Here is a 19823-nt window from a genome sequence, read left to right as displayed (position 1 = left end):
CGTGCGGCCCGTGGTGTCCTAGGACCGGGCCGCCGTCGTGTCACCCTCGCCCGCCGTGGTGGGCCGGGGCGTCCCGGGCGTGGTGGGCGCCGCCGCCGCTGCCGCGGGCCGGCCGCGCAGCAGCGAGGCGACCGCCGCGACCAGGGCCATCGCGGCCGCCGCTCCGAAGACCGTCACCAGGCCGTGGTGGAACGGGTCCGAGACCAGCTCCGGGAAGAACCGGTTGCCGGTCAGCGTGGCGACCGCGTGGGCGGGCAGCGTGTGCAGCACGCCGCTCGGGCCGAGCAGATGGCCGATGGGGTTGCTGCCCAGGAAGGTCGCGAAGAGCGTGCTGACCGGCGGCAGCGCCGCGATCTGCCCGGCCGTCGCGGCCGGGACGCCCTGCCCCTGCAGGCCGGCGTCCAGGGTGTGCGGGAGCGTGCCGGACAGGCCGACGACCATCAGTGAGAAGAACAGGCCGATGGAGAGCGCGTTGCCGGAGTTCTGGAAGGTGGAGCGCATCCCGGAGGCGACCCCGCGGCGTTCCGGCGGCACACTGCCCATGATCGACGAGGTGTTGGGGGCCGAGAACATGCCCTGCCCCAGCCCGCTGACGAACAGCAGCGCCGCGAACCCGGTGTAGGAGAAGTCGACGGGCAGCGCCACCAGGCCGAGGAACGAGGCGGCGACGAGCAGCAGCCCGGTCGTCGCGAAGAAGCGCGGGCCGTAGCGGTCGGAGAGGTAGCCGGACGCCGGACCGCCGATGAGGAAGCCGACGGTCAGCGGGAGCATGAAGATGCCCGCCCACAGCGGCGTCGACTCGAAGCTGTAGCCGTGCAGCGGCAGCCAGATGCCCTGGAGCCAGACGATGAGCATGAACTGCATGCCGCCGCGCGCGATCGCGATGAGCAGTGCGGCGATGTTCCCCGCCGCGAAGGCCCGGATCCGGAACAGGCCGAGCTCGAACATCGGGTCGGCGACCCGGGTCTCGGCGAAGCAGAACGCCGCGAGCAGCGCGACGCCGCCGAACAGGCCTGCGAGGACCCACGGGTTGGTCCAGCCCGTCGAGTGGCCGCCGTAGGGCTGGATGCCGTAGGTGACGCCGGCGAGCAGGCACGCCGCGCCGGCCGTGAAGGTGATGTTGCCGATCCAGTCGATCCGGCCCGGCCTGCGGGTGCCGACCTCGCGCAGGCTGCGGTAGGACCAGAAGGTGCCGACCACGCCGATCGGGACGCTCACCCAGAACACCGCGCGCCAGTCGATCGCCGCGAGCACGCCGCCGGCCAGCAGGCCGAGGAACATGCCGGCCAGCGCGGTGATCTGGTTGATGCCCAGGGCCATGCCGCGCTGCCGCGCCGGGAAGGCGTCGGTCAGGATCGCGGCGGAGTTGGCCGTCAGCATCGAGCCGCCGACGGCCTGGACGATGCGGAAGCCGATCAGCCACAGCGCGCCCGCTCCGGCGTGCAGGGGGTCCAGCGAGAGCGCGAGCGAGGCGAAGGAGAAGACCAGGAAGCCGATGTTGTACATGCGGACCCGGCCGAACATGTCCCCGAGCCGGCCCAGCGCGACCACCAGCACGGCCGTCACCAGCGTGTAGCCGAGCATCATCCACAGCAGGTAGCCGATGTTGCCCGGGGAGAGCGGGTCGAGGCCGATGCCGCGGAAGATGGCGGGCAGCGAGATGATCACGATGGAGGCGTCCACCGTCGCGATCAGCACGCCGAGCGTGGTGTTGGACAGCGCCACCCACTTGTAACGATCGCTGCGGGCGGCGGTCGCGCCGCCCGTCGGGGAGTCCTGGGATATCACAGCTGCTCCGCGACTCGTTCCAACAGGGGCATGGCCTCCAGCAGTTGCTGCTGTTCGGCCGGGGTGAGCGTGTGGCCGACCGCCTCGGCGAGCCGGTGCAGGGACGCCGAACGGCGGTCGGTGAGGATGTGCAGGCCCTGCTCGGTGAGCGAGATCAGCTGTCGCCGCCCGTCCGCCGCGTCGGGCCGCCGGTCCACCAGCCCGCGTTCCTCCAGGCCGGCCAGGGTGGCGGCCATGGCCTGCGGGCGCACCCGCTCCAGCGCGGCCAGCACGCTGGGCGACATCGCCCCGTCCCGGTCCAGCCGGGACAGGACGGACACCTCGGAGAGCGTCTGGTCGCCCACGGCGTGGGCCTGTCGCAGGGAACGGGCGATCCGTCCCACGGCGAGCCGCAGCGCCGCGGCGAGGTCCGCGGGGAAGGGGGTGGAGTCCATGAATACTTACAATAGATTAATCAATCAGAAGTAACTACCCCGTGACTCCCTCCGGTGCGGCCGGTCAGAACCAGTGCAGGCAGTACGGCGTGCGGTCGGAGCGGAAGAGGGTGTCGGCGAGCGCGGCGGCGCCGGGCCGGTGGGCGCGAATCTGCCCGGCGCGCACCAGCGTGCTGGGCGTGGTGCCACCCAGGTAGACCGAGCCCAGGTCGCTCACGTCCAGGGAGAGGTCCGCCTCGCGGTCGGTCCGCTCGCAGCTCGCCTTCCCGTCGCGCACGCTCAGCAGGAAGCGCCCGCCCGCGTTCGCGAACCCGTCCGCCACCTCCAGGACCAGCTCGCCGTCGGCGAACCAGGCGCGCGAGGTCAGTGCGCGCGGGACGTCCAGGATCCGCACCCAGAGCCAGTCGTCGAACCCGCTCACCTCGGCGGCGCGGAAGTCCGCGAGCTGCCAGAAGAGCGGGTCCTCGGTCGAGGTCCTCCGGAACACCACCTGGTCCACCAGGTCGTGGTCGAGCAGGACCCGGGTCAGCGCCGCGGCGACCGTGTCGTCGACGGCGATGACCTCGTCCACGCTCAGGGAGGACGGTGACGCGTCGCGGCTGATCGTGTAGGTGGCGTATCCGTCGGGAGTGCCGTCCGCGTCGCGGTGGACGGCGACGAAGCGCGGGGCCGGCGAGACCGGCGGCTGGCCGGCGCCCCGCTCCCACCAGTGCGCGGGCCGGGAGAGCGCGCCGGGCTGCAGGCGCCGGTAGCGGTCGTAGACCTGCTCCAGGATCTCGCCGGAGTCGGCGCGGGTCAGCACCTCGACCGTGCCCGCGTCCGGTGCCACCTGCGCACCCGCGCGCGGCGCCGCGGGGGCGTTGCGGTGGCGCGCGACGGTCAGCCGCTGGGTGTAGGTCGCGGGCCCGTAGCCGAACCGCCGGTAGATCGTGGCCTCGGAGGCGAGCAGGACCGAGAGGAACTCCCCGCGCTCGCGCAGCGCGTCGAGCTGATGGCGCATCATCGCCTTCAGTACGCCCTGCCTGCGGTGCGTCGGCAGCACGGTCACGCCGGTCACCCCGGCCACCGGGACGACGACCGCGCCGGGGAGCGTGAGCTCGAAGCTGTACGCGCCGGTGGTCCCGACCGCCCGCCCGTCCTCCGTCCACGCCATCAGGTTCCGGTCCCACTCGTAGCCGGCCAGCAGGGTGTTGTCCGGGTCCCGGAACATGCCGAAGGCCGTGTGCAGGTTGTCCAGGAAGACGTCGACGTCCTGGTCGGTCGTGGGGCGGATCTCCACTGATGGCCTTTCCGTGGGTGCGGGCGCACGCAGGTGCTGGGAAATACCACGGGTCGTGGCGCGGCCATAGTCCAACGCGCGCGCATCGGCGGGTCAACCGAATTTGGTCACGGCGCGCCGGACTCCCGGACGGCGGCAGCGAGGACGGGCTGCAGGCGCCGGGCGACGTCGACGTGGTCGCCGGTCCAGATGACGCGGACGGCCGTGGCCGTGGCCTGGCCGTCGCGGTCGACGAGGTCGGTGCGGACGGACTCGACGAGCCGGGCGGCGGCCTCGGGCCGCAGCGGCACCGGTGCCGGGACCGGCGTGTGGCCGCCGAGGCTCGCGGCCAGCCCCTGGTACCAGTCGGTGACCCGGGCCGAGGCGCCGAGGATCGCCCGGTGGGCCTCGGTCTGGTCGGCCCGGGTGAGGACGCGTCCGCAGTCCCGCCACAGCGAGACGACCGCGTCGGCGGCCAGGCGCAGGCCGACGACGCCGGTGACCAGTGTCGTGGTGTCGGCCAGCGAGAGCGGCTTGGCGCCGCGTTCGGCCAGGTAGCTGCGGAACGCGTCGTCCAGGCGCCGGGCGGAGGCGGCCGCCTCCCGGCTCTGCTGCGCGGGCTCGGCGGGTGCAGGGGCGCCGCCCGCGGCCAGGCAGCGGCCGAGGGCGTAGGCGACGGCGCCGGAGAGGTAGTGGGCGCTGTCGGTGTAGGCCTCGGCCAACGCGGTGTCGACGGCGGCCGCGGCGCCGCGCGGCCAGAAGAACAGTGCGACGAGGACGCTGACCGCGCAGCCCAGCCCGATGTCCTGGATGCGCAGCAGGACGATGTGCCAGTCCGGGTTCTGGCCGATGTTGAAGAGCACCACCAGCGTGACGGTGAACGCGGCCTGCCCGGCGGTGAACGAGATCGCCGCGGGTGCGATGCCCGCCACCAGGATCGCGACCGGCAGCAGGAACCACAGCAGCGTCCCGTGGTGGCCGATCAGCTGCAGCAGGCCCGCGCCCAGGATCGAGCCGATCACGGTGCCGAGCACGGCCCGCATCGCGTTCTGGCCGGTGCTGAGGGCGTTGGAGCGCAGCACCGACAGGGTGCCCAGCAGCACCCAGAACGAGTGCTGCACGCTGGTCAGGTCGGCCAGCAGCACCGCGATGCCGAGGCCGACGGCGCCGCGCAGGCTGTTGTGCAGCCACACCGAGCGCCGGCCGAGGTGCGCCGCGGCGCGCTCGCGCGCGGACGCCAGCGGCGCGGTCAGCGCGCCGGGCTCGCGGCCCAGCAGCCGCTCGTGCCAGCCGCGCTGCCAGGCGGTCGCGGCCAGGTCGACGTTGCCCGCGATCTGCAGCACCGCGTACCCGAGCTCCTGGGCGCGGAAGGAGAAGTCGAGTGTCGCGATGAAGCCGTAGACCTCCGCCGGGCTCTCCCCGACCGGCTGGTCGACGGGCAGACGCGCGGTGGAGCTGTCCGCCATGGCGGCGAGCACCGTTCGCAGCCGCCCCACCTGGTCGTGCAGCGGGCCGACGTCGCCGCGCAGGTCGCCGAGCAGCTCGGCGGCCTGCTCCAGCACGTCCGCGGCGGCCAGCCGCACGGTGCGGGCCGCAGGGTCGCAGGCCGGGGGCTCGCCGAGGTAGTCGGGGCGGTCCGCGAGGACGGCGCTGAGCCAGGTCAGCTCGTCGACGAGCCGGACCAGGGTCCGGGAGCTGGTGGACAGCCCGGTCGGGCGGTAGGGCGTGGCGTCGAAGGACCGCCGCAGGGCCTCGCTCTCGGCGGCGACGTGCTGCGCCGCCGTCCGGGCCGCCTCGACCTCGCGGGCGCTGCCGCCCGCGCGGGCCGCGTCGGCGCGCAGGTGCGCGGCGGCGGCCCGGCAGACCCGGGCCGCCGGGCCGCTCAGCGGATCGGCGACGGGACGCGGCCACAGCAGCGCGATCGCGGGCAGGGCGGCGGCCGCCGCCAGTCCCGCACCGGCGAGCCGGTCCGGCAACTGCCCGAGCTGCACGGGGGTGGCGACGGGCAGCACGAAGCCGAGCAGCAGCGCCGTTGCACTCCCGGCCAGCACCGAGCTCACCACGCCGGAGAAGAGCACGACGAAGGCGACGGCGACGGTGGTCAGCACGGCCAGCCAGGTCTGGCGGGCCACCAGCGTGCCCAGGCAGATCAGCACGGCCCAAGCCGCGGCGAGCGCGGCCTGTGCGCGCAGGCGCTCCACCATCGGGCCGCTGAAGTCGACGAGCAGCAGCATCGAGAACGACCCGAACGCGGCGAAGCTCGCCATGGTGGGGGAGTGCAGCACCTGCGTGCAGAGCGCGAACAGCGCCGGCATCACCACCGCGGTCCGCCCCGCCCGCCGCGTCGCCGCCAACCCGGGATCGTGCGCGCGCAGCCACCCCACGAGCCGCACCCCGGCGCGCCCACGCCCGGTCGTCCCCACCGACATCCCTGCCTCCCGACGTCCACCCGTACCCCCTATGCCCCCACAGCCCAGGCCCGTCCGCAACACCGCGGTGCGCGGGGTGGGTCTTGTGCAAAGTGGTTTGCAGTGCAAACCTGATGGCATTGCAGAACGACCGAGGGGGAAGCATGACCGAAGACCGACCGCAGTCACCCGCACAACTCCTGGCCGAGGCGGCCGCCGTGGCGCGGCGGACCCGGGCCGCCCGGCCCGGGTTCTGGTTCCCGCTGGTCCTGTTCGGCCTGTTGGTGATCGGCGCGGCGCCCTGGTACTCGCTCGCGCAGCCCGACTGCCCGCGGACGGGCACGGTCACCGTCTGCTCGTTCGCCGGCGTCGAGGAGCCGCCGAACTCGCTCGGGGTGCCCCTGTACTGGCTGTTCGCGGTCCTCCTCGGCTATGCCGCGACGCTCGCCTACTACCGCCTGCACGCCAGCCACGTCGGCGTGGCCGGTCGGGTCTGGCCCTATCTGGCGACCGGGTCGGCGCTGCTCGCCGTGACCCTGCTCGCCACACCCGCCGTCAGCCTACGGCTGCTGCAAGGCCGGGTCGTGACAACGGACGACCTGGCGATCCGCGGCATGACACCGCTGCTGGCCCTGGCGGCCGGGCTGTTCGTCCTGGCCAGGCTCGAACGCAGTCTGCCGCTCGCCGGGTTCGCGGTGCTCTTCCTCGTCGTCGCCCTGGTCGCCAACCTCTACGACGTGGAGAACCAGTCGCCGCGGATCGGCTGGACGCCGTCGGCGCAGTGGCAGCTGCTCCCCAACCTCTGGTTGGCCGGGGGCACGCTGCTCCTCGGCGGGCTCGGCTTCGGTCTGGTCCGGCTGCTGCGCGGCCGGGCACGCCTGCAGCAGGGGCGGCCGGCATGACCGACGGCCCCGTTCCCCAGCCCGAGCGCCATCCCACCCACGGCCTCGACGACACCGTCCACCAGCGCGCACGGCTCGGCATCCTCGCGGTGCTGCACGAGTCGGCCAAGGTCGACTTCACCTTCCTGCGCGACACGCTCGACCTGACCGCCGGCAACCTCTCCCGCCATCTCCAGGTGCTGGAGGAGGCCGGCCTGGTCGTCGTCGACAAGGGCTACGAGGGTCGGCGGGCCCGCACCTGGGTGCGGAGCACCAAAGCCGGACATGACGCCTTCCGTGCCGAGATCGACCGTCTCAAGGAGCTGATCCGCCGCGTCGACGGAGCGGGCGACCTGTCATGATGCGTCAGCACACGTGATCGACTTGACGGCGGATCGGCGCATCGAGGGTTGGGGTTTGGCGATGACGGACGACAGGACGTGGATGCAGGCGCAGTCGGCGGACGGACAGCAGGCGTCCGCGCTGCGGACGGACATCGCGCACTCGGCCCGCATCTACGACTTCTTCCTCGGCGGCAAGGACAACTTCCCCGTCGACCGGGAGGCCGCCGCGGACATCGAGGCGGTGTGGCCGAGCCTGCCGCTGTCGATGCGCGCCAACCGGCAGTTCATGCGGCGCGCCGTCCACCGTCTCGCCGCCGAGCACGGGGTGCGCCAGTTCCTCGACCTGGGCACCGGGCTGCCCACCGAGCCGAACGTCCACCAGGTCGCGCAGGCCGTGCACCCGGACGCCCGGGTGGTGTACGTCGACAACGACCCGCTCGTGCTGGCGCACGCGCGGGCGCTGCTCACCGGCACCCGCGAGGGCCGGATCACCTACATCGACGCGGACCTCCACGACACCGGCGCCATCCTCGCCTCGCCGCAGCTGCACCAGGTGCTGGACCTGGAGCGGCCGGTGGCCGTCAGCCTGTTCGCGATCCTGCAGTTCGTGGTGGACGAGGAGGCCGCGCGCGGCGTGATCCGGGACCTGGTTGCCCCACTCGCCTCCGGCAGCTACCTGGCGCTCTCCACCGTCACGGCGGACAGCAACCCCAAGGAGGTCACCGAGGGACTGGCCGTCTACGCCGCCCGCGGCATCCCGGAGCGGGCCCGTACCCGGGACGAGGTCGCTGCGCTGCTCACCTCCGCCGGGCTGGAGATCGTCGACCCGGGTGTGCGGTTGGTGCACCGCTGGCACCCGGACGAGGAGTCCGCCGCGCTGCCCGACGCGTGCGTGCAGATGCACGGCGCGATCGCCCGCAAGCCGTAGCGACGCACGACCTGCGCGCCACCTGCGCGTGACCTGCGCGGCACCTTTTGCCGACCGTGGCGGGCGAGTCCTACCGTTGAGCTGTGGAGAAACGCCACAACCCCGACATCTGGGACTTCCTGCGCACCCCCCGCCAGGACTGGCCGCTGCGGCCGGTGGCCGAGCGGGTCGCGGACTGGCAGGAGGTCCACGCGAGCGGGCGGGCGCTGCCGCTGGTCACCGAGCAGGCGAGCCGGTGCATGGACTGCGGCATCCCTTTCTGCCACCACGCCTGCCCACTGGGGAACCTCATCCCCGAGTGGAACGCGCTGGCGGCCCGGGAGGACTGGCAGGAGGCGGCGGAGCGGCTGCACGCCACCAACAACTTCCCCGAGTTCACCGGCTTCCTGTGCCCTGCGCCCTGCGAGAGCGGCTGCGTGCTCGGCATCGACGACGCGCCGGTGGCCATCAAGGCGGTGGAGGCGGCCCTCGCGGTCCGCGCGTGGGAGGAGGAGTGGGAGCCGCCGCGCCCGCCCGAGCGGCACTCCGGGCGCAGCGTCGGCGTCGTCGGCTCCGGCCCGGCCGGGCTCGCGTGCGCGCAGCAGCTGACCCGCGCCGGGCACACCGTGGTGGTCTACGAACGCGACGACCGCCCCGGCGGGCTGCTGCGGTACGGCATCCCGGCGTTCAAGATGGACAAGTCCTTCCTGGACCGGCGCCTGGCCCAACTCGCGGCCGAGGGAACGGTCTTCCGCACCGACATGGACATCGGCGGCGGGGGGACGGACGCCGGGCGGCTGCTCACCCGGCACGACGCCGTGGTCGTCGCCGTCGGCGCGACCGCCGCCCGCGAGCTGCCGGTGCCCGGCAGGGAGCTGTCCGGCGTGCACCAGGCGATGGCGTACCTGACCCAGGCCAACCGCGTGCTGGAGGGCGACTACCCCTGCCCGCCGATCAGCGCCGAGGGTCGACATGTGGTGATCATCGGTGGCGGCGACACGGGCGCGGACTGTTTGGGCACGGCGCTGCGGCAGGGGGCTGCGTCCGTCGTGCAGCTCGACATCAAACCGCAGCCTGGGGTGGAGCGTGCCGAGGACGAGCCGTGGCCCGTGCACGCGCGGGTGCACCGGGTCAGCCCCGCCCACCAAGAGGGCGGCGAGCTGGTCCGCGAGGGTGCGGTGGTGGCCGGCGACCGCGACGGCCTGCCGCGCGAGGAGGCGCTGCGCGACGTCCGCGTCTTCTCCGCCGCGACGGTCCGCTTCGACGGCGACCCGGACGGCCGGGTCACCGCCCTGAGCCTCGCCGGCGCCGAGTCCGGCACGCGCCGGCCGCTGCCCGGTACGGAGCGGGTGATCCCGGTCGACCTGGTGCTCCTGGCACTGGGCTTCAGCGGACCGGAGAGCGCCGGCCTTGCCGCGCCGCTCGCCCTGCGCTCGACCCCGACCGGCGCGTTCGCGCGCGACGCGCACTACGCGGCCGGCCTCCCCGGCGTCTTCGTCGCCGGGGACGCGGGCCGGGGGCAGTCCCTCGTGGTCTGGGCGATCGCCGAGGGCCGCGCGGCGGCCGCCTGCGTCGACGCCTACCTCAGCCCGGACGGCACCACCGCCCTCCCGATGCCCGTCGCCCCCGGAGACCGCCCGCTGACGCTCTAGCCCGACGCACATTCCGGGTCCTGGTGCTGACGGCCGGCACCGACGCCGACCACCTCTTCCCGAGCGACGGCGCCTACACCACGGCAGCGCTGGTCGGCATCGCCGCGATGGCGATCACGACCCTGACCAGCCTCGCCCTCGCCCGCCGCTCGCCCGGGGCCGCAGGCCGCCGGGTACGATCGAACTGAATTTCTCCTACGACGTCAGATACGTTTCGAATACGGGGGGTTCCGTGCCCAAGGGTTACTGGGTCAGTGTCTACCGCACCATTTCGGACCCTGAGAAGCTGGCTGCCTACGACAGACTGGCCGGTCCGGCCGTCCGGGCCGCGGGCGGGCGGGTCTTCTCCCGAGGCGCCCGGATCGTCGCTCACGACGCCGGAATCGCCGAGCGCACCATCCTGATCGAGTTCGACAGCTTTGAACAGGCCGTCGCGGCGCGCGAGAGCGAGGCCTACCAGGAGGCGCTGGTCGCCCTCGCCGACGGCGTCGAGCGTGACTTCCGCATCGTCGAAGGCGTCGACTGAGAGCCCGGCTCGGGCGTGCGGAGGCTGACCCTCCGTCTGTTCACCTGATCCACACCCTTGGAGGCGTGTCCCGACGCAACGCGCGAGGCCCGTGAGGTAGTCATGCTCAGGGGGGAACGTGATCGACAAGGCGTCCGCCCGCGCGCGGTCGTCTCCCCGCCGCGCGGGACGTCGCATGTGCAAGGGACATCCATGAGTCACACCCACGGCCGCCGCAGGGCCGCCGCCCGGCGCCTCGGCGCGACCGCGTTCGTCGCGGCCCTCGCGCTCGGCGCCGCGCCGGTCCTGGCCGCGCCCGCCTCCGCCGCGCCCGCGCCGGCGAAGAGCAAGCCCGCCGCCGGTCACGGTCACACCCGCGCGCACGCGAGCACCGCGGACGAGCCGTCCCCGGTCGACACGTTGATGCGCGACGCCGAGGTGCGCTACGCGAACGCGCACTGGAACTGGACGGCGTGGAACGACAGCACGCCCGTCGCCTTCGGTGCCGATCAGCCGAACTACCAGTGCGCCGAGTTCGTGGCCCGCTCGCTGGCCGCCGCCGGCCTGATCCCGGGCCTGTCGCCGGACGCGCCGCAGAACGACTACTTCACCTACCACGCGCCCAACGGCGAGGTCTACGACCTGCTGCTGATCTCCGATCTGCCGCAGTACCACAACCTCGCCGACTACCTCCACGACAGCGGCATCGGCGTGGACCTCGGCGACCACCCCGAGCTGGCCCAGCCCGGCGACGTCGTGGTCACCTACGCCGGCCCCGGCGGCACCAAGAGCCACACCGGCCTCGTGGTGACGGCCCAGACGGCGACCAGCGAGCCGCTCGTGGACGGTCACAACCACGCCCGCAACGGCTACGGCTACCACTACTTCGCGCCCTCGCACCTGGTCCAACTGGTGCCCGACGCGCTGGCGGAGGTGTGGACCTGGACGCTGGAGCAGGAGCTGCTGCACGGCCCGCTCCAGCCCGCGCCCGCGCCGTCTGGCTCCGGCACGACCCAGGCGCCGCGCCTGGGCACCGCGCCGCTGCTGGGCGACCCGGCCGGTCCGCAGGTCTGACCGGTGAGGCGGGTGGGGCCCACGGCCCCACCCGCGTCAGAGCTGGGCCTCGGCCGCGGCGAGCAGCTCCTGCAGGCGCAGCCCGTGCGCGGCGTCGAGCGGGTGGCCGGTGCCGGTCCGCACCGCGTGCGCGAACTCGGCCGTCATCACGGCGAACGGCTCCTCCAGCGTGTCCGGCCAGTCCAGGCGCGCGTGCCCGCGCGCGCCGACCACCTCGACGCTCGGCAGCGGCAGCGTGCCGCCCGCGAAGGCGGTCATCGACGCCTGGCTGACCGCGCCGGTCCCGTGCTCCAGCGTCAACGCCACCCAGCCGTGCGGATCGCCCTGCGCCCGCACCCCGACCACAGGGCCGAGCGCCGCGTCCAGCAGGTCGACCAGGTGCGGCCCCAGGTCCAGCAGCGCGCCGCGCTCCAGCCGCCACGGCGTGGCGAACGGGCCCTCGTGCAGGGAACCCGCGAAGACGCCCATGCCGCCGAGCGGTTCGAGCGAGCGGGCCTTGGTGAGGAACTCCCTGGTGGCGGTGGAGTAGCGAGCGGTCAGCACCATCTGGGACACCACGCCGGCCTCGGCGACGGCGTCGGCGAGGCGCCGCGCGGCCTCCAGGTCCAGCGCGAGCGGCTTCTCCAGCAGCACCGCCTTGCCCGCGCGGACCGCACGCAGGGCCAACTCGGCCTGCACGTCCGGCGGGACGCAGAACGCGACCGCCTCGCAGGCGTCGAACAGCTCCTCCAGCCGCCCGAAGACGGGCGCACCGTGCGGGGCGGCCACCGCCTGGGCCGCGTTCGGGCGCCGCGCCCACACGCCCGCGAGCCGCGTCCCCTCACCACCCGCCAACGCAGGCGCGTGCGCCAACCCGGCCCACGGCCCCGCCCCGACCAGCCCCACTGCAAGACGATCACTCATGCGCCGAGCCTAGGCTCCGCTCTCCGCCTTGTGAATGCACCCGCCTGACCCGAGTTCCCTGACGCGCGGGCACCGACCCCGTTACTGTGCAGTAGTAATGCCCTCGTCCCGAAAGGCCGACGCCCCGCCATGACCCGAGCGAACCGCGCGCAGCACGGACTCGTCGAGCTCGCCGCCCTGCTGAGGGACGGTCGGCTCACCTCCCGCGCGGCCGTCGAGGAGTCGTTGGCGCGGATCGAGGAGACGCAGCCGACGCTCAACGCCTTCCGGCGGGTCCGCGCCGAGGCCGCGCTCGGTGAGGCCGAGGACGCGGACCGGCGGCTCGTGGCGGGGGAGCGACTGCCGTTGCTGGGCGTGCCGGTGGCGATCAAGGACGACACCGAGCTGACGGGTGAGCCGACCGCGTTCGGCTGCGCCGGGGCGTTCCCGCCCGCGCGGGAGGACGGCGAGGTGGTGCGCCGGTTGCGTGCCGCGGGCGCGGTGATCGTCGGGAAGACGAACACGCCCGAGATCGGACAGTGGGCCTTCACCGAGGGCCGCGGCTTCGGCGCCACCCGCAACCCGTGGGACCTGGACCGCACGCCCGGCGGATCCTCCGGCGGCGCCGCCGCCGCGGTCGCGGCGGGGCTGGTCCCGGCGGCCGTCGGATCGGACGGTGCGGGTTCGGTGCGCATCCCCGCCGCGTGGACCCATCTGGTCGGCATCAAGCCGCAGCGCGGCCGGATCTCCGCCTGGCCGGAGCCCGAGCCGTTCCACGGCCTGACGGTGTTCGGCCCGCTCGCGCGCACCGTCGCCGACGCCGCCCTGCTGCTGGACGTCGCCGCCGGCAGCGCGCCGGGGGACACGCACCGACCCACCCCGCAGGCGTTCCTGCCCGCCGCCCGACGCGATCCGGGCCGACTGCGCATCGGCCTGTCCTTCCATACCGCGTTCGCCATCCACCCGCTCCGGCTCGATCCGGAGATTCGCGCGGCAACGCTCGAACTGGCCGAGACCCTGGCCCGGTCGGGCCACGAGGTGGTCGAGATCGACCCCCGCTACGGCCTGGTCGGTCCCGCCCAGCTGCCGCGCGCCCTGGCCGGGATCCGGGCCTGGGCGCGGCGCGTGCCGGACCCTGCGCTGCTCGATCCGCGTACCCGCACCAACATCCGCCGTGGCGCCCTTCTCGACGGTCCGCTGCTGCGCCTCGCCCGCGCGGCGGAGCGCCCGCTGCAGCGCCGGATCGGTGCTGTCTTCGACGGCGTCGACGTGCTGCTGACGCCGACGACGGCCGCCCCGCCGCCGCGCATCGGCGCCACCGACGGCCTCGGGTCGGGCGCGATGGACCGGGCGATGATCACCACCTGCCCCTACGCCTGGCCGTGGAACGTGGTCGGCTGGCCGGGCGTCAACGTCCCGGCCGGCTTCACCGCGAGCGGCCTGCCGATCGGCTGCCAGCTGCTCGGCCCCTACGCCTCCGAGGCCCGGTTGATCTCGCTCGCGGCCCAGCTGGAGGCGGACCGCCGCTGGGACCTCCTCCGCCCGCCCGCCCACCTCGGGCGCTGACGGCTCGTCCGGTCACCCGTCCCGCCCCTCGGTCGCGAGGACGCAGCGCGTGCCGCTGTAGATCGTCGGCATGCACTTGTTGCAGTGGACGCACAGCGAGGGCGTCTCCGGCCGCTCCCGCAGCCGGTTCGGCAGGTCCGGCTCGCGCAGCAGCGCGCGGGCCATGGCGACGAACTCGAAGCCCTCGGCCATGGCCAGGTCCATGGTCGAACGGCGGGTGACGCCGCCCAGCAGCACCAGCGGGAGCTTCAGTGCCGCGCGGAACTGCCGGGCGCTGTCGAGCAGGAACGCCTCCTGGTAGGGGTAGCCGCGCAGGAACCGCCCGCCCGCCAGGCGTACCCCGAGGCGGACCGGCTGCGGCATCGCGGCGGCGAACTCGCGCAGCGGCGCCTCGCCGCGGAACAGGTACATGGGGTTCAACAGCGAGCTGCCGGCCGTCAGTTCGAGCGCGTCGACGCTGCCGTCGGCCTCGATCCAGCGGGCCACCCGCACGCTCTCGTCCAGCCAGAGGCCGCCGGGCACGCCGTCGTCCATGTTGAACTTGGCCAGCACCGCGATCCGGTCCCCGACGGCGTCGCGCACGGCCCGGCAGACCTCGCGCGCCACGCGGGCGCGGGCGGCGAGCGGGCCGCCGTACGCGTCGTCGCGCCGGTTCAGTCGGGGGCTGAGGAAGGAGCTGGCGAAGTAGTTGTGGCCGAGGTGCACCTCCACGGCGTCGAAGCCGGCCTCGATCGCCAGCCGCGCGGCGTCCGCATGGGCCCGGGTGATCCGTGCGATGTCCTCCGGCGTCGCCGCCCGTACCCGCCGGCCCGACTGCGGACTGAAGGACCCGGACGGTGCCAGTGCCGGCAGCCGGTTCGACCGCCCGTCGGCGACCGGCCCGGCGTGCCCGATCTGCGCGGAGACCGCTGCTCCCTCCGCGTGCACCGCGTCGGCCAGCCGACGCAGCCCCGGCACCGCCTCCGGCCGCATCCAGATCTGCCGCCGCTCGGTGCGCCCCTCGGGCGCGACGGCGCAGTAGGCCACCGTCGTCATGCCCACCCCGCCGGCGGCGTGTCGCCGGTGGAACTCGATCAGCTCGTCGGAGACCAGGGCGTCGCGGGTGCGGCCCTCGAACGTCGCGGCCTTGATGATCCGGTTCCGCAGGGCCACCGGCCCGAGGCGCGTCGGCTCGAAGACGTAGGGGACGGACACGGCTTCTCTCCCGTCGTTGCGGGGCGCGGTCGGTTCGCAGCATGACGGACCGGAGCCGGGATCACCATGCCCACGGCTCGGGGAGCTGGGCCGCCCTCCAGTGAGCCGACAGTTGAATCGATTGTTGTCACACTCGATTCGAGCGTCTGCCACTCGCCAAGCACGTGATCGGCTTGTATGGTGGGGGGCACCCGCCATGCCCGAGTCGCCAGGAAGACACATGAACGTCGACTTCTTCGCCCACGAGGCGCTGCCCGCGCCGCAGATCAGCGACGAGGAGGCACGGCGGATCGCCGCGGAGCTGGGCGTGCCCGGCCGGGTCGAGGGGCTCGGCAGCCAACAGGACGCCAACTTCCTGGTGCGCGGGGAGGGCGACGGCGTGGAGGACGGCGCGATCCTCGCGGTGCTGAAGATCGCCAATCCGGCGTTCAGTCTCGCCGAGGTCGAGGCGCAGGACCTGGCCGCCGACGCCATCGCCACCGCCCGTCCCGAGCTGCGGGTCGCGACCGTGCTGCGCCGCCCGGACGGTACCCGGCGGGCCGCCGTGGTGGAGACCGGCTCCGGGCCGGTCGTCGCCCGGCTGCTGCGGCACCTGTCCGGTGGCACGCTGACGGGCTCCCGTCACCTGCCGCCACGCGCCGTGGCCGCCATGGGACGCATCGCGGGCAGTGTCAGCGCCACCCTGGCCGACTTCGCGCACCCCGGCCTGGACCGGGTGCTCCAGTGGGACCTCCAGCACGCCGACCGCGTCATTGCGCTGCTGCTGCCCCACGTCACCGACCCGGCCCAGCGCGCCGCCGTCGCGACCGCCGCCACCGACGCCTGGCGCGCGCTCGAAGCCCTGCGGGCGGAGCTGCCGCGTCAGGCCGTCCACATGGACCTCACCGACGACAACCTCGTCTCCACCGGCGGGCCCGTGCCGCTGCCCGACGGCGTCATCGACTTCGGCGACGTCGCCACCAGCTGGGCCGTCACCGAGCTGGCCATCCCGCTCTCCTCGCTGCTGCACCACGACGGCGTCGAGCCGCACGCCGTGCTGCCCGCCGTCGCCGCCTTCCACGCCGAGCGGCCGCTCTCCGCTGCGGAGGCGCGTGCGTTGTGGCCGCTGGTGGTGCTGCGCGCCGCCACGCTCGTGGCGAGCGGTCGCCAGCAGGCCGCGATCGACGGTGAGAGCAACGCCTACGTGCGCGCCGCCCTCGACCGTGAGTGGCGGATCCTCGAGCAGGCCGTCAGCGTGCCGACGGAGGTCATGACCGGGCTGTTCCTGCACCGCCTCGGTCTCGCCGACGAGCAGCCCACCCTGGTGCCCGGCGTGCCGCTGCTCGCCGACCTCAAGCCGACCGAGTCGGCCCTGCTCGACCTGGCCACCGACTCGGACGCCATGGACCACGGCGCCTGGCTGGAGCCCGGCCTGGAGGAGCGGCTCGCCCGCACGCTGCTGGCCGACGGCGCGGCCGTCACCGTCGCGCCCTACGGGCAGGCCCGGCTGAGCCGGTCCCGCGTGCTGAGCTCCGACTCCCAGGCCACCGTGCCCACCGGCGCCGAACTGCGGCTCGGCCGTGCGGCCGAACTCCAGGCACCCGTCGACGCGGGCGTCCTGGTCGCGGAGCCGGGCCGGCTCGACCTGGATCTCGGCGCGCTGACGCTGCGCCTGGCCGGGGTGGACGTCCGGACGAACCTCGCGCCGGGCGCGCAGGTCCGGGCGGGCGAGCGGCTGTCGGTCCTGCCCGCGGGCGCCCGCCTGTTCGTGGCGCTGCACCGCGCCGGCGTGCCGGAGGTGCCGCCGCTCGTGCGCCCCGAGTACGCGTCCGGCTGGCTCGCGCTCACCGCGGACCCCGCGCCGCTGCTCGGCCTGCCGACACGTCAGGCGGAGGACGATGCTGCGCTGTTGGCGCGTCGGGACGCCTCGTTCGCCTCCGTGCAGGGCCACTACTACGACCAGCCGCCCCGCATCGAGCGCGGCTGGCGCCACCACCTGGCCTCCGACCAGGGCCGCGCCTATCTCGACATCGTCAACAACGTCAGCGCGATCGGCCACGCCCACCCGGCCGTCGAACGCGCCGTCGCCCGGCAGTTGCGTCGCCTCAACACCAACTCCCGCTTCCACTACGGCGCCGTCGTGGAGTTCACCGAGCGCCTGACCGCGCTGCTGCCCGAGCCGCTGGACACCGTCTTCCTGGTCAACTCCGGCTCCGAGGCCGTGGATCTGGGCATCCGGCTGGCGATCGGCGCAACCGGTCAGGAGGACGTGGTGGCGCTCCGGGAGGCCTACCACGGCTGGACCTACGCCTCCGACGCCGTCTCCACCTCACTGCAGGACAACCCCAACGCGCTGGAGACCCGCCCGCGCTGGGTGCACACCGTCGACTCGCCGAACTCCTACCGCGGTCGCCACCGCGGCGCCGACGCCGTGCGCTACGCTCCCGAGGCCGTGGCCGCGATCGACGAACTCGCGGCCGCCGGACGGGCGCCCGGTGCCTTTCTGGGCGAGACCTGGTACGGCAACGCCGGCGGCGTCGCCCTGCCCGACGGCTACCTGGAGCAGGTCTACGCGGCCGTCCGCCGCCACGGCGGCCTGGCCGTCGCCGACGAGGTGCAGGTCGGCTACGGCCGGCTCGGCCACTGGTTCTGGGGCTTCGAGCAGCAGGGCGTCGTCCCCGACATCGTCTGCGTGGCCAAGGCGATGGGCAACGGACACCCGCTCGGCGCCGTCATCACCTCCCGCGAGGTCGCCGAACGCTACCGCGACCAGGGCTACTTCTTCTCCTCCACCGGCGGCAGCCCCGTCTCCTGTGTCGTCGGCAGCACCGTCCTCGACGTCCTGCGCGACGAGGACCTCCAGGGCAACGCCGTCCGCGTCGGCGCGCGGCTGAAGGCCGGTCTGGAGGCGCTCGGCGACCGGCACCCGCTGGTCGGTGCCGTCCACGGTTCCGGGCTCTATCTCGGCCTCGAACTGGTCCGTGACCGCACCACGTTGGAGCCTGCCACCGAGGAGACGGCCGCCCTGTGCGACCGGATGCTCGACCTCGGCGTCGTGGTCCAGCCCACCGGCGACCACCTCAACGTGCTGAAGATCAAGCCGCCGCTGTGCATCGACGCCGAGGCCGTCGACTTCTTCACCGCGATGCTGGACCGGGCCCTCGGCGAGCTGGGCTGGTGAGGCTCGTGCCGGTGACGGTCACCAGGTGAGCGGTCCGCGCGCGTCGAAGTAGCCGCAGGTCGGCCCGTCGGGGCCGATCGAGGCCAACTGCACGATGACCTCCGCGCCCTGTTCCACCGTCTGCCGACCTGCGTTCCGGTTCAGGTCGGTGGCGGTGTGGCCCGGCTCGACGGCGTTGATCCGCATCGCCGGGAACGCCTTGGCGAACTGCACCGTCACCATGTTCACCGCCGCCTTCGAGGCGGGGTAGGCGACGCCGGGGTAGCCGTGGGTCCGGTGCGAGGGATCGGCCACCGAGGCGACCGAGGCCAGGCCGCTGCTGACGTTCACGACGACCGGTGCGGCGGAGCGCTCCAGCAGCGGCAGGAACGCGTGGGTGACCCGCACCAGGCCGACCACGTTGGTCTCCAGCACGGTCCGCATCACGTCCGCGGTCAGCTCCGCCGCTCCGACGATGCCGCCGTCCGGCGCGTACTCCTCGATCCCGGCGTTGTTGACCAGCACGTCCAGCCCGCCGTCGGCCGCGACCGACTTCGCGGCCGCCTCGACGGAGGCGTCGTCGGTGACGTCCAACTGGACGAACCGCGCGCCGAGCCGGGCGGCGGCCTCCCGGCCGCGCCCCGCGTCCCGGCTGCCCACGTAGACGGTGTGGCCCTGGGCCAGCAGCCGACGTGCGGTCTCGAAGCCGAGGCCCTTGTTGGCCCCGGTGATCAGTGTCGTCGTCATACGCACCATCGTGCCCGAGGCGGCACGTCAGGACAGGTAGTTCTCGACCTCCGAGGCGGGACGCACGCGGGCGTCGTCCGGGTCCTGGCCCGCGTCGATACGGGCGCGCCGCTGCCGCAGGAGGTCCCAGCACTGGTCCAACTGGGTCTCCAGCGCGGCCAGACGGTCGCGTTCGGTGTCGGCGTCGATGCGCTGGGCGGAGAGCTGGTCGCGCAGCTCCCGCTCCTCGCCCACCAGCTCGTGGATCCTGGCGAGGATCGAGTCGTCGCCGCCAGGGCTCTGCTGGGTCATGCGGATCACCCTCCGGTGGATCGGGGCCGAGGCCACATCAGAGCCCAGTCTCCCGCGCTTCATGCGGTTCCGCAGGGCGAGGGGCGCCGGTGTGGTCGCGGTCGGTGACTGTTCAACCCGGGGGCATTGCCCTGTTCCTGTCATGACCGCCACCATGTCCGTCGGGCGTCCGGCCCGGACGCCCAAGGGTCCGCACCTTCGGGAGGACGTCATGGCAGCTCGGTCCATCAACTTCTCGGCTTGTCGCGCCATCGTCGCGGTCGCACTGGCCTGTGGCCTCGCCGCCGCGGTCGCCCCCGCCGCGCACGCCGACGGCGTCGTCGACCCCGCGCCGATCGGCCCCGACCAGTTCTTCACCGGCCAGGTCAACGGCGCGGGCGTCGACGCCGCGATCCAGATGGCCTGCTTCGGCCCGCTGACGCCGGGCGAGACGGGCCACCCGCTGGCAGGCCAGACCGTCGACGTCCTGCCCGCCGCGGCCTCGGGCACCGCCGACGTCGGCTACACCGGCGCCGCGGCCACCAGCGTCGTCGTGAGCTTCGGCGTCGCCTCGGTCACCGCGCCGGTGACGCTCGACTTCTACGCCGTGAAGGCGCCGATCCCGACGAGCCTGGTCCTGCCGTGCGCCGGCACCGGCACCGTCGTCTTCACCCCCGCCCCGAGCAGCCCCACGGCCCACCCGGCCACCCTCGCGGTGCGGTACGTGCCGCAGCCGTAGGCCCGTGCTCCCGGGTTGCCACGGGGTGCGATTGC

General features: G+C 74.0%; 18 protein-coding genes. 10 read left to right on the top strand and 8 right to left on the bottom strand.

The genetic code is table 11. The features are described 5' to 3' along the window. Positions 1 to 18: 18 nt before the first annotated feature. The 4 genes from BMY61_RS04480 to BMY61_RS04465 form a co-directional block, all read right to left on the bottom strand. The gene (locus tag BMY61_RS04480) at positions 19 to 1788 is read right to left on the bottom strand and encodes an MFS transporter (protein WP_075003753.1); all 1770 of its coding nucleotides are present in this window, start codon (positions 1786 to 1788) and stop codon (positions 19 to 21) included. Continuing rightward, positions 1785 to 2222, bottom strand: a complete 438-nt coding sequence (locus BMY61_RS04475) for a MarR family winged helix-turn-helix transcriptional regulator (RefSeq protein WP_042454349.1) — start codon at positions 2220 to 2222, stop codon at positions 1785 to 1787. The genes BMY61_RS04480 and BMY61_RS04475 overlap by 4 nt, the downstream gene beginning before the upstream one ends. Positions 2223 to 2286: 64 nt before the next feature. Further along, positions 2287 to 3501 (bottom strand): GNAT family N-acetyltransferase, encoded by a 1215-nt coding sequence (locus tag BMY61_RS04470; RefSeq protein ID WP_042454347.1) that lies wholly within the window; start codon positions 3499 to 3501, stop codon positions 2287 to 2289. A gap of 107 nt (positions 3502 to 3608) precedes the next feature. Beyond that, a complete protein-coding gene (locus BMY61_RS04465) occupies positions 3609 to 5909 on the bottom strand; it encodes an FUSC family protein (RefSeq protein WP_075003752.1) in 2301 nt (766 codons plus the stop codon). 143 nt (positions 5910 to 6052) lie between these two features. Between BMY61_RS04465 and BMY61_RS04460 the strand changes: the two genes are divergently transcribed. The 7 genes from BMY61_RS04460 to BMY61_RS04435 all read left to right on the top strand — a co-directional run bounded on the left by BMY61_RS04460 (position 6053) and on the right by BMY61_RS04435 (position 11251). Then, positions 6053 to 6790, top strand: a complete 738-nt coding sequence (locus tag BMY61_RS04460; RefSeq protein ID WP_042448658.1) for a hypothetical protein — start codon at positions 6053 to 6055, stop codon at positions 6788 to 6790. Further along, positions 6787 to 7131 carry a winged helix-turn-helix domain-containing protein gene (locus BMY61_RS04455; protein WP_042448655.1) on the top strand — a complete coding sequence of 115 codons (345 nt, stop codon included), beginning with the start codon at positions 6787 to 6789 and terminating at the stop codon, positions 7129 to 7131. The genes BMY61_RS04460 and BMY61_RS04455 overlap by 4 nt, the downstream gene beginning before the upstream one ends. 61 nt (positions 7132 to 7192) lie before the next feature. Next, positions 7193 to 8041, top strand: coding sequence for an SAM-dependent methyltransferase (locus BMY61_RS04450; RefSeq protein ID WP_042448651.1), 849 nt, complete (start codon positions 7193 to 7195; stop codon positions 8039 to 8041). An 83-nt stretch (positions 8042 to 8124) separates the two neighbouring features. Next, positions 8125 to 9672 carry a glutamate synthase subunit beta gene (locus tag BMY61_RS04445; protein WP_236656049.1) on the top strand — a complete coding sequence of 516 codons (1548 nt, stop codon included), beginning with the start codon at positions 8125 to 8127 and terminating at the stop codon, positions 9670 to 9672. A 23-nt stretch (positions 9673 to 9695) separates the two neighbouring features. Continuing rightward, complete coding sequence (locus tag BMY61_RS45895; RefSeq protein ID WP_161791265.1) at positions 9696 to 9860, top strand: hypothetical protein; 165 nt, start codon at positions 9696 to 9698, stop codon at positions 9858 to 9860. 44 nt (positions 9861 to 9904) lie between these two features. Further along, on the top strand, positions 9905 to 10198 hold the full coding sequence (locus tag BMY61_RS04440; protein WP_042448648.1) for a DUF1330 domain-containing protein: 294 nt from the start codon (positions 9905 to 9907) through the stop codon (positions 10196 to 10198). 192 nt (positions 10199 to 10390) lie between these two features. Next, positions 10391 to 11251 (top strand): amidase domain-containing protein, encoded by an 861-nt coding sequence (locus BMY61_RS04435; RefSeq protein WP_042448645.1) that lies wholly within the window; start codon positions 10391 to 10393, stop codon positions 11249 to 11251. 36 nt (positions 11252 to 11287) lie between these two features. Here BMY61_RS04435 and BMY61_RS04430 read toward each other — a convergent pair whose 3' ends face one another. After that, positions 11288 to 12154 (bottom strand): Gfo/Idh/MocA family protein, encoded by an 867-nt coding sequence (locus tag BMY61_RS04430; RefSeq protein ID WP_042448642.1) that lies wholly within the window; start codon positions 12152 to 12154, stop codon positions 11288 to 11290. Positions 12155 to 12283: 129 nt separating this feature from the next. Here BMY61_RS04430 and BMY61_RS04425 point away from each other — a divergent pair, with 129 nt between their 5' ends. Continuing rightward, entirely contained in the window at positions 12284 to 13699 is a 1416-nt protein-coding gene (locus tag BMY61_RS04425) for an amidase (RefSeq protein ID WP_042448638.1), read from the top strand. Between the two features lie 12 nt (positions 13700 to 13711). Here the strand turns inward: BMY61_RS04425 and BMY61_RS04420 are convergent, their stop codons facing one another. After that, positions 13712 to 14893, bottom strand: coding sequence for an NADH:flavin oxidoreductase (locus BMY61_RS04420; protein WP_042448635.1), 1182 nt, complete (start codon positions 14891 to 14893; stop codon positions 13712 to 13714). A gap of 220 nt (positions 14894 to 15113) precedes the next feature. Between BMY61_RS04420 and BMY61_RS04415 the strand changes: the two genes are divergently transcribed. After that, positions 15114 to 18053 carry an aminotransferase gene (locus BMY61_RS04415; protein ID WP_042448631.1) on the top strand — a complete coding sequence of 980 codons (2940 nt, stop codon included), beginning with the start codon at positions 15114 to 15116 and terminating at the stop codon, positions 18051 to 18053. Between the two features lie 18 nt (positions 18054 to 18071). Here the strand turns inward: BMY61_RS04415 and BMY61_RS04410 are convergent, their stop codons facing one another. Beyond that, complete coding sequence (locus BMY61_RS04410; protein WP_042448628.1) at positions 18072 to 18779, bottom strand: SDR family NAD(P)-dependent oxidoreductase; 708 nt, start codon at positions 18777 to 18779, stop codon at positions 18072 to 18074. A 27-nt stretch (positions 18780 to 18806) separates the two neighbouring features. After that, positions 18807 to 19070 carry a DUF2630 family protein gene (locus BMY61_RS04405; RefSeq protein WP_042448882.1) on the bottom strand — a complete coding sequence of 88 codons (264 nt, stop codon included), beginning with the start codon at positions 19068 to 19070 and terminating at the stop codon, positions 18807 to 18809. A gap of 211 nt (positions 19071 to 19281) precedes the next feature. Between BMY61_RS04405 and BMY61_RS04400 the strand changes: the two genes are divergently transcribed. Further along, the gene (locus tag BMY61_RS04400; protein ID WP_143094161.1) at positions 19282 to 19788 is read left to right on the top strand and encodes a hypothetical protein; all 507 of its coding nucleotides are present in this window, start codon (positions 19282 to 19284) and stop codon (positions 19786 to 19788) included. Positions 19789 to 19823: the final 35 nt, after the last annotated feature.

Source organism: Streptacidiphilus jiangxiensis (assembly GCF_900109465.1).
GTDB lineage: Bacteria > Actinomycetota > Actinomycetes > Streptomycetales > Streptomycetaceae > Streptacidiphilus > Streptacidiphilus jiangxiensis.
This window is presented reverse-complemented; position numbering and strand designations above follow the sequence as displayed.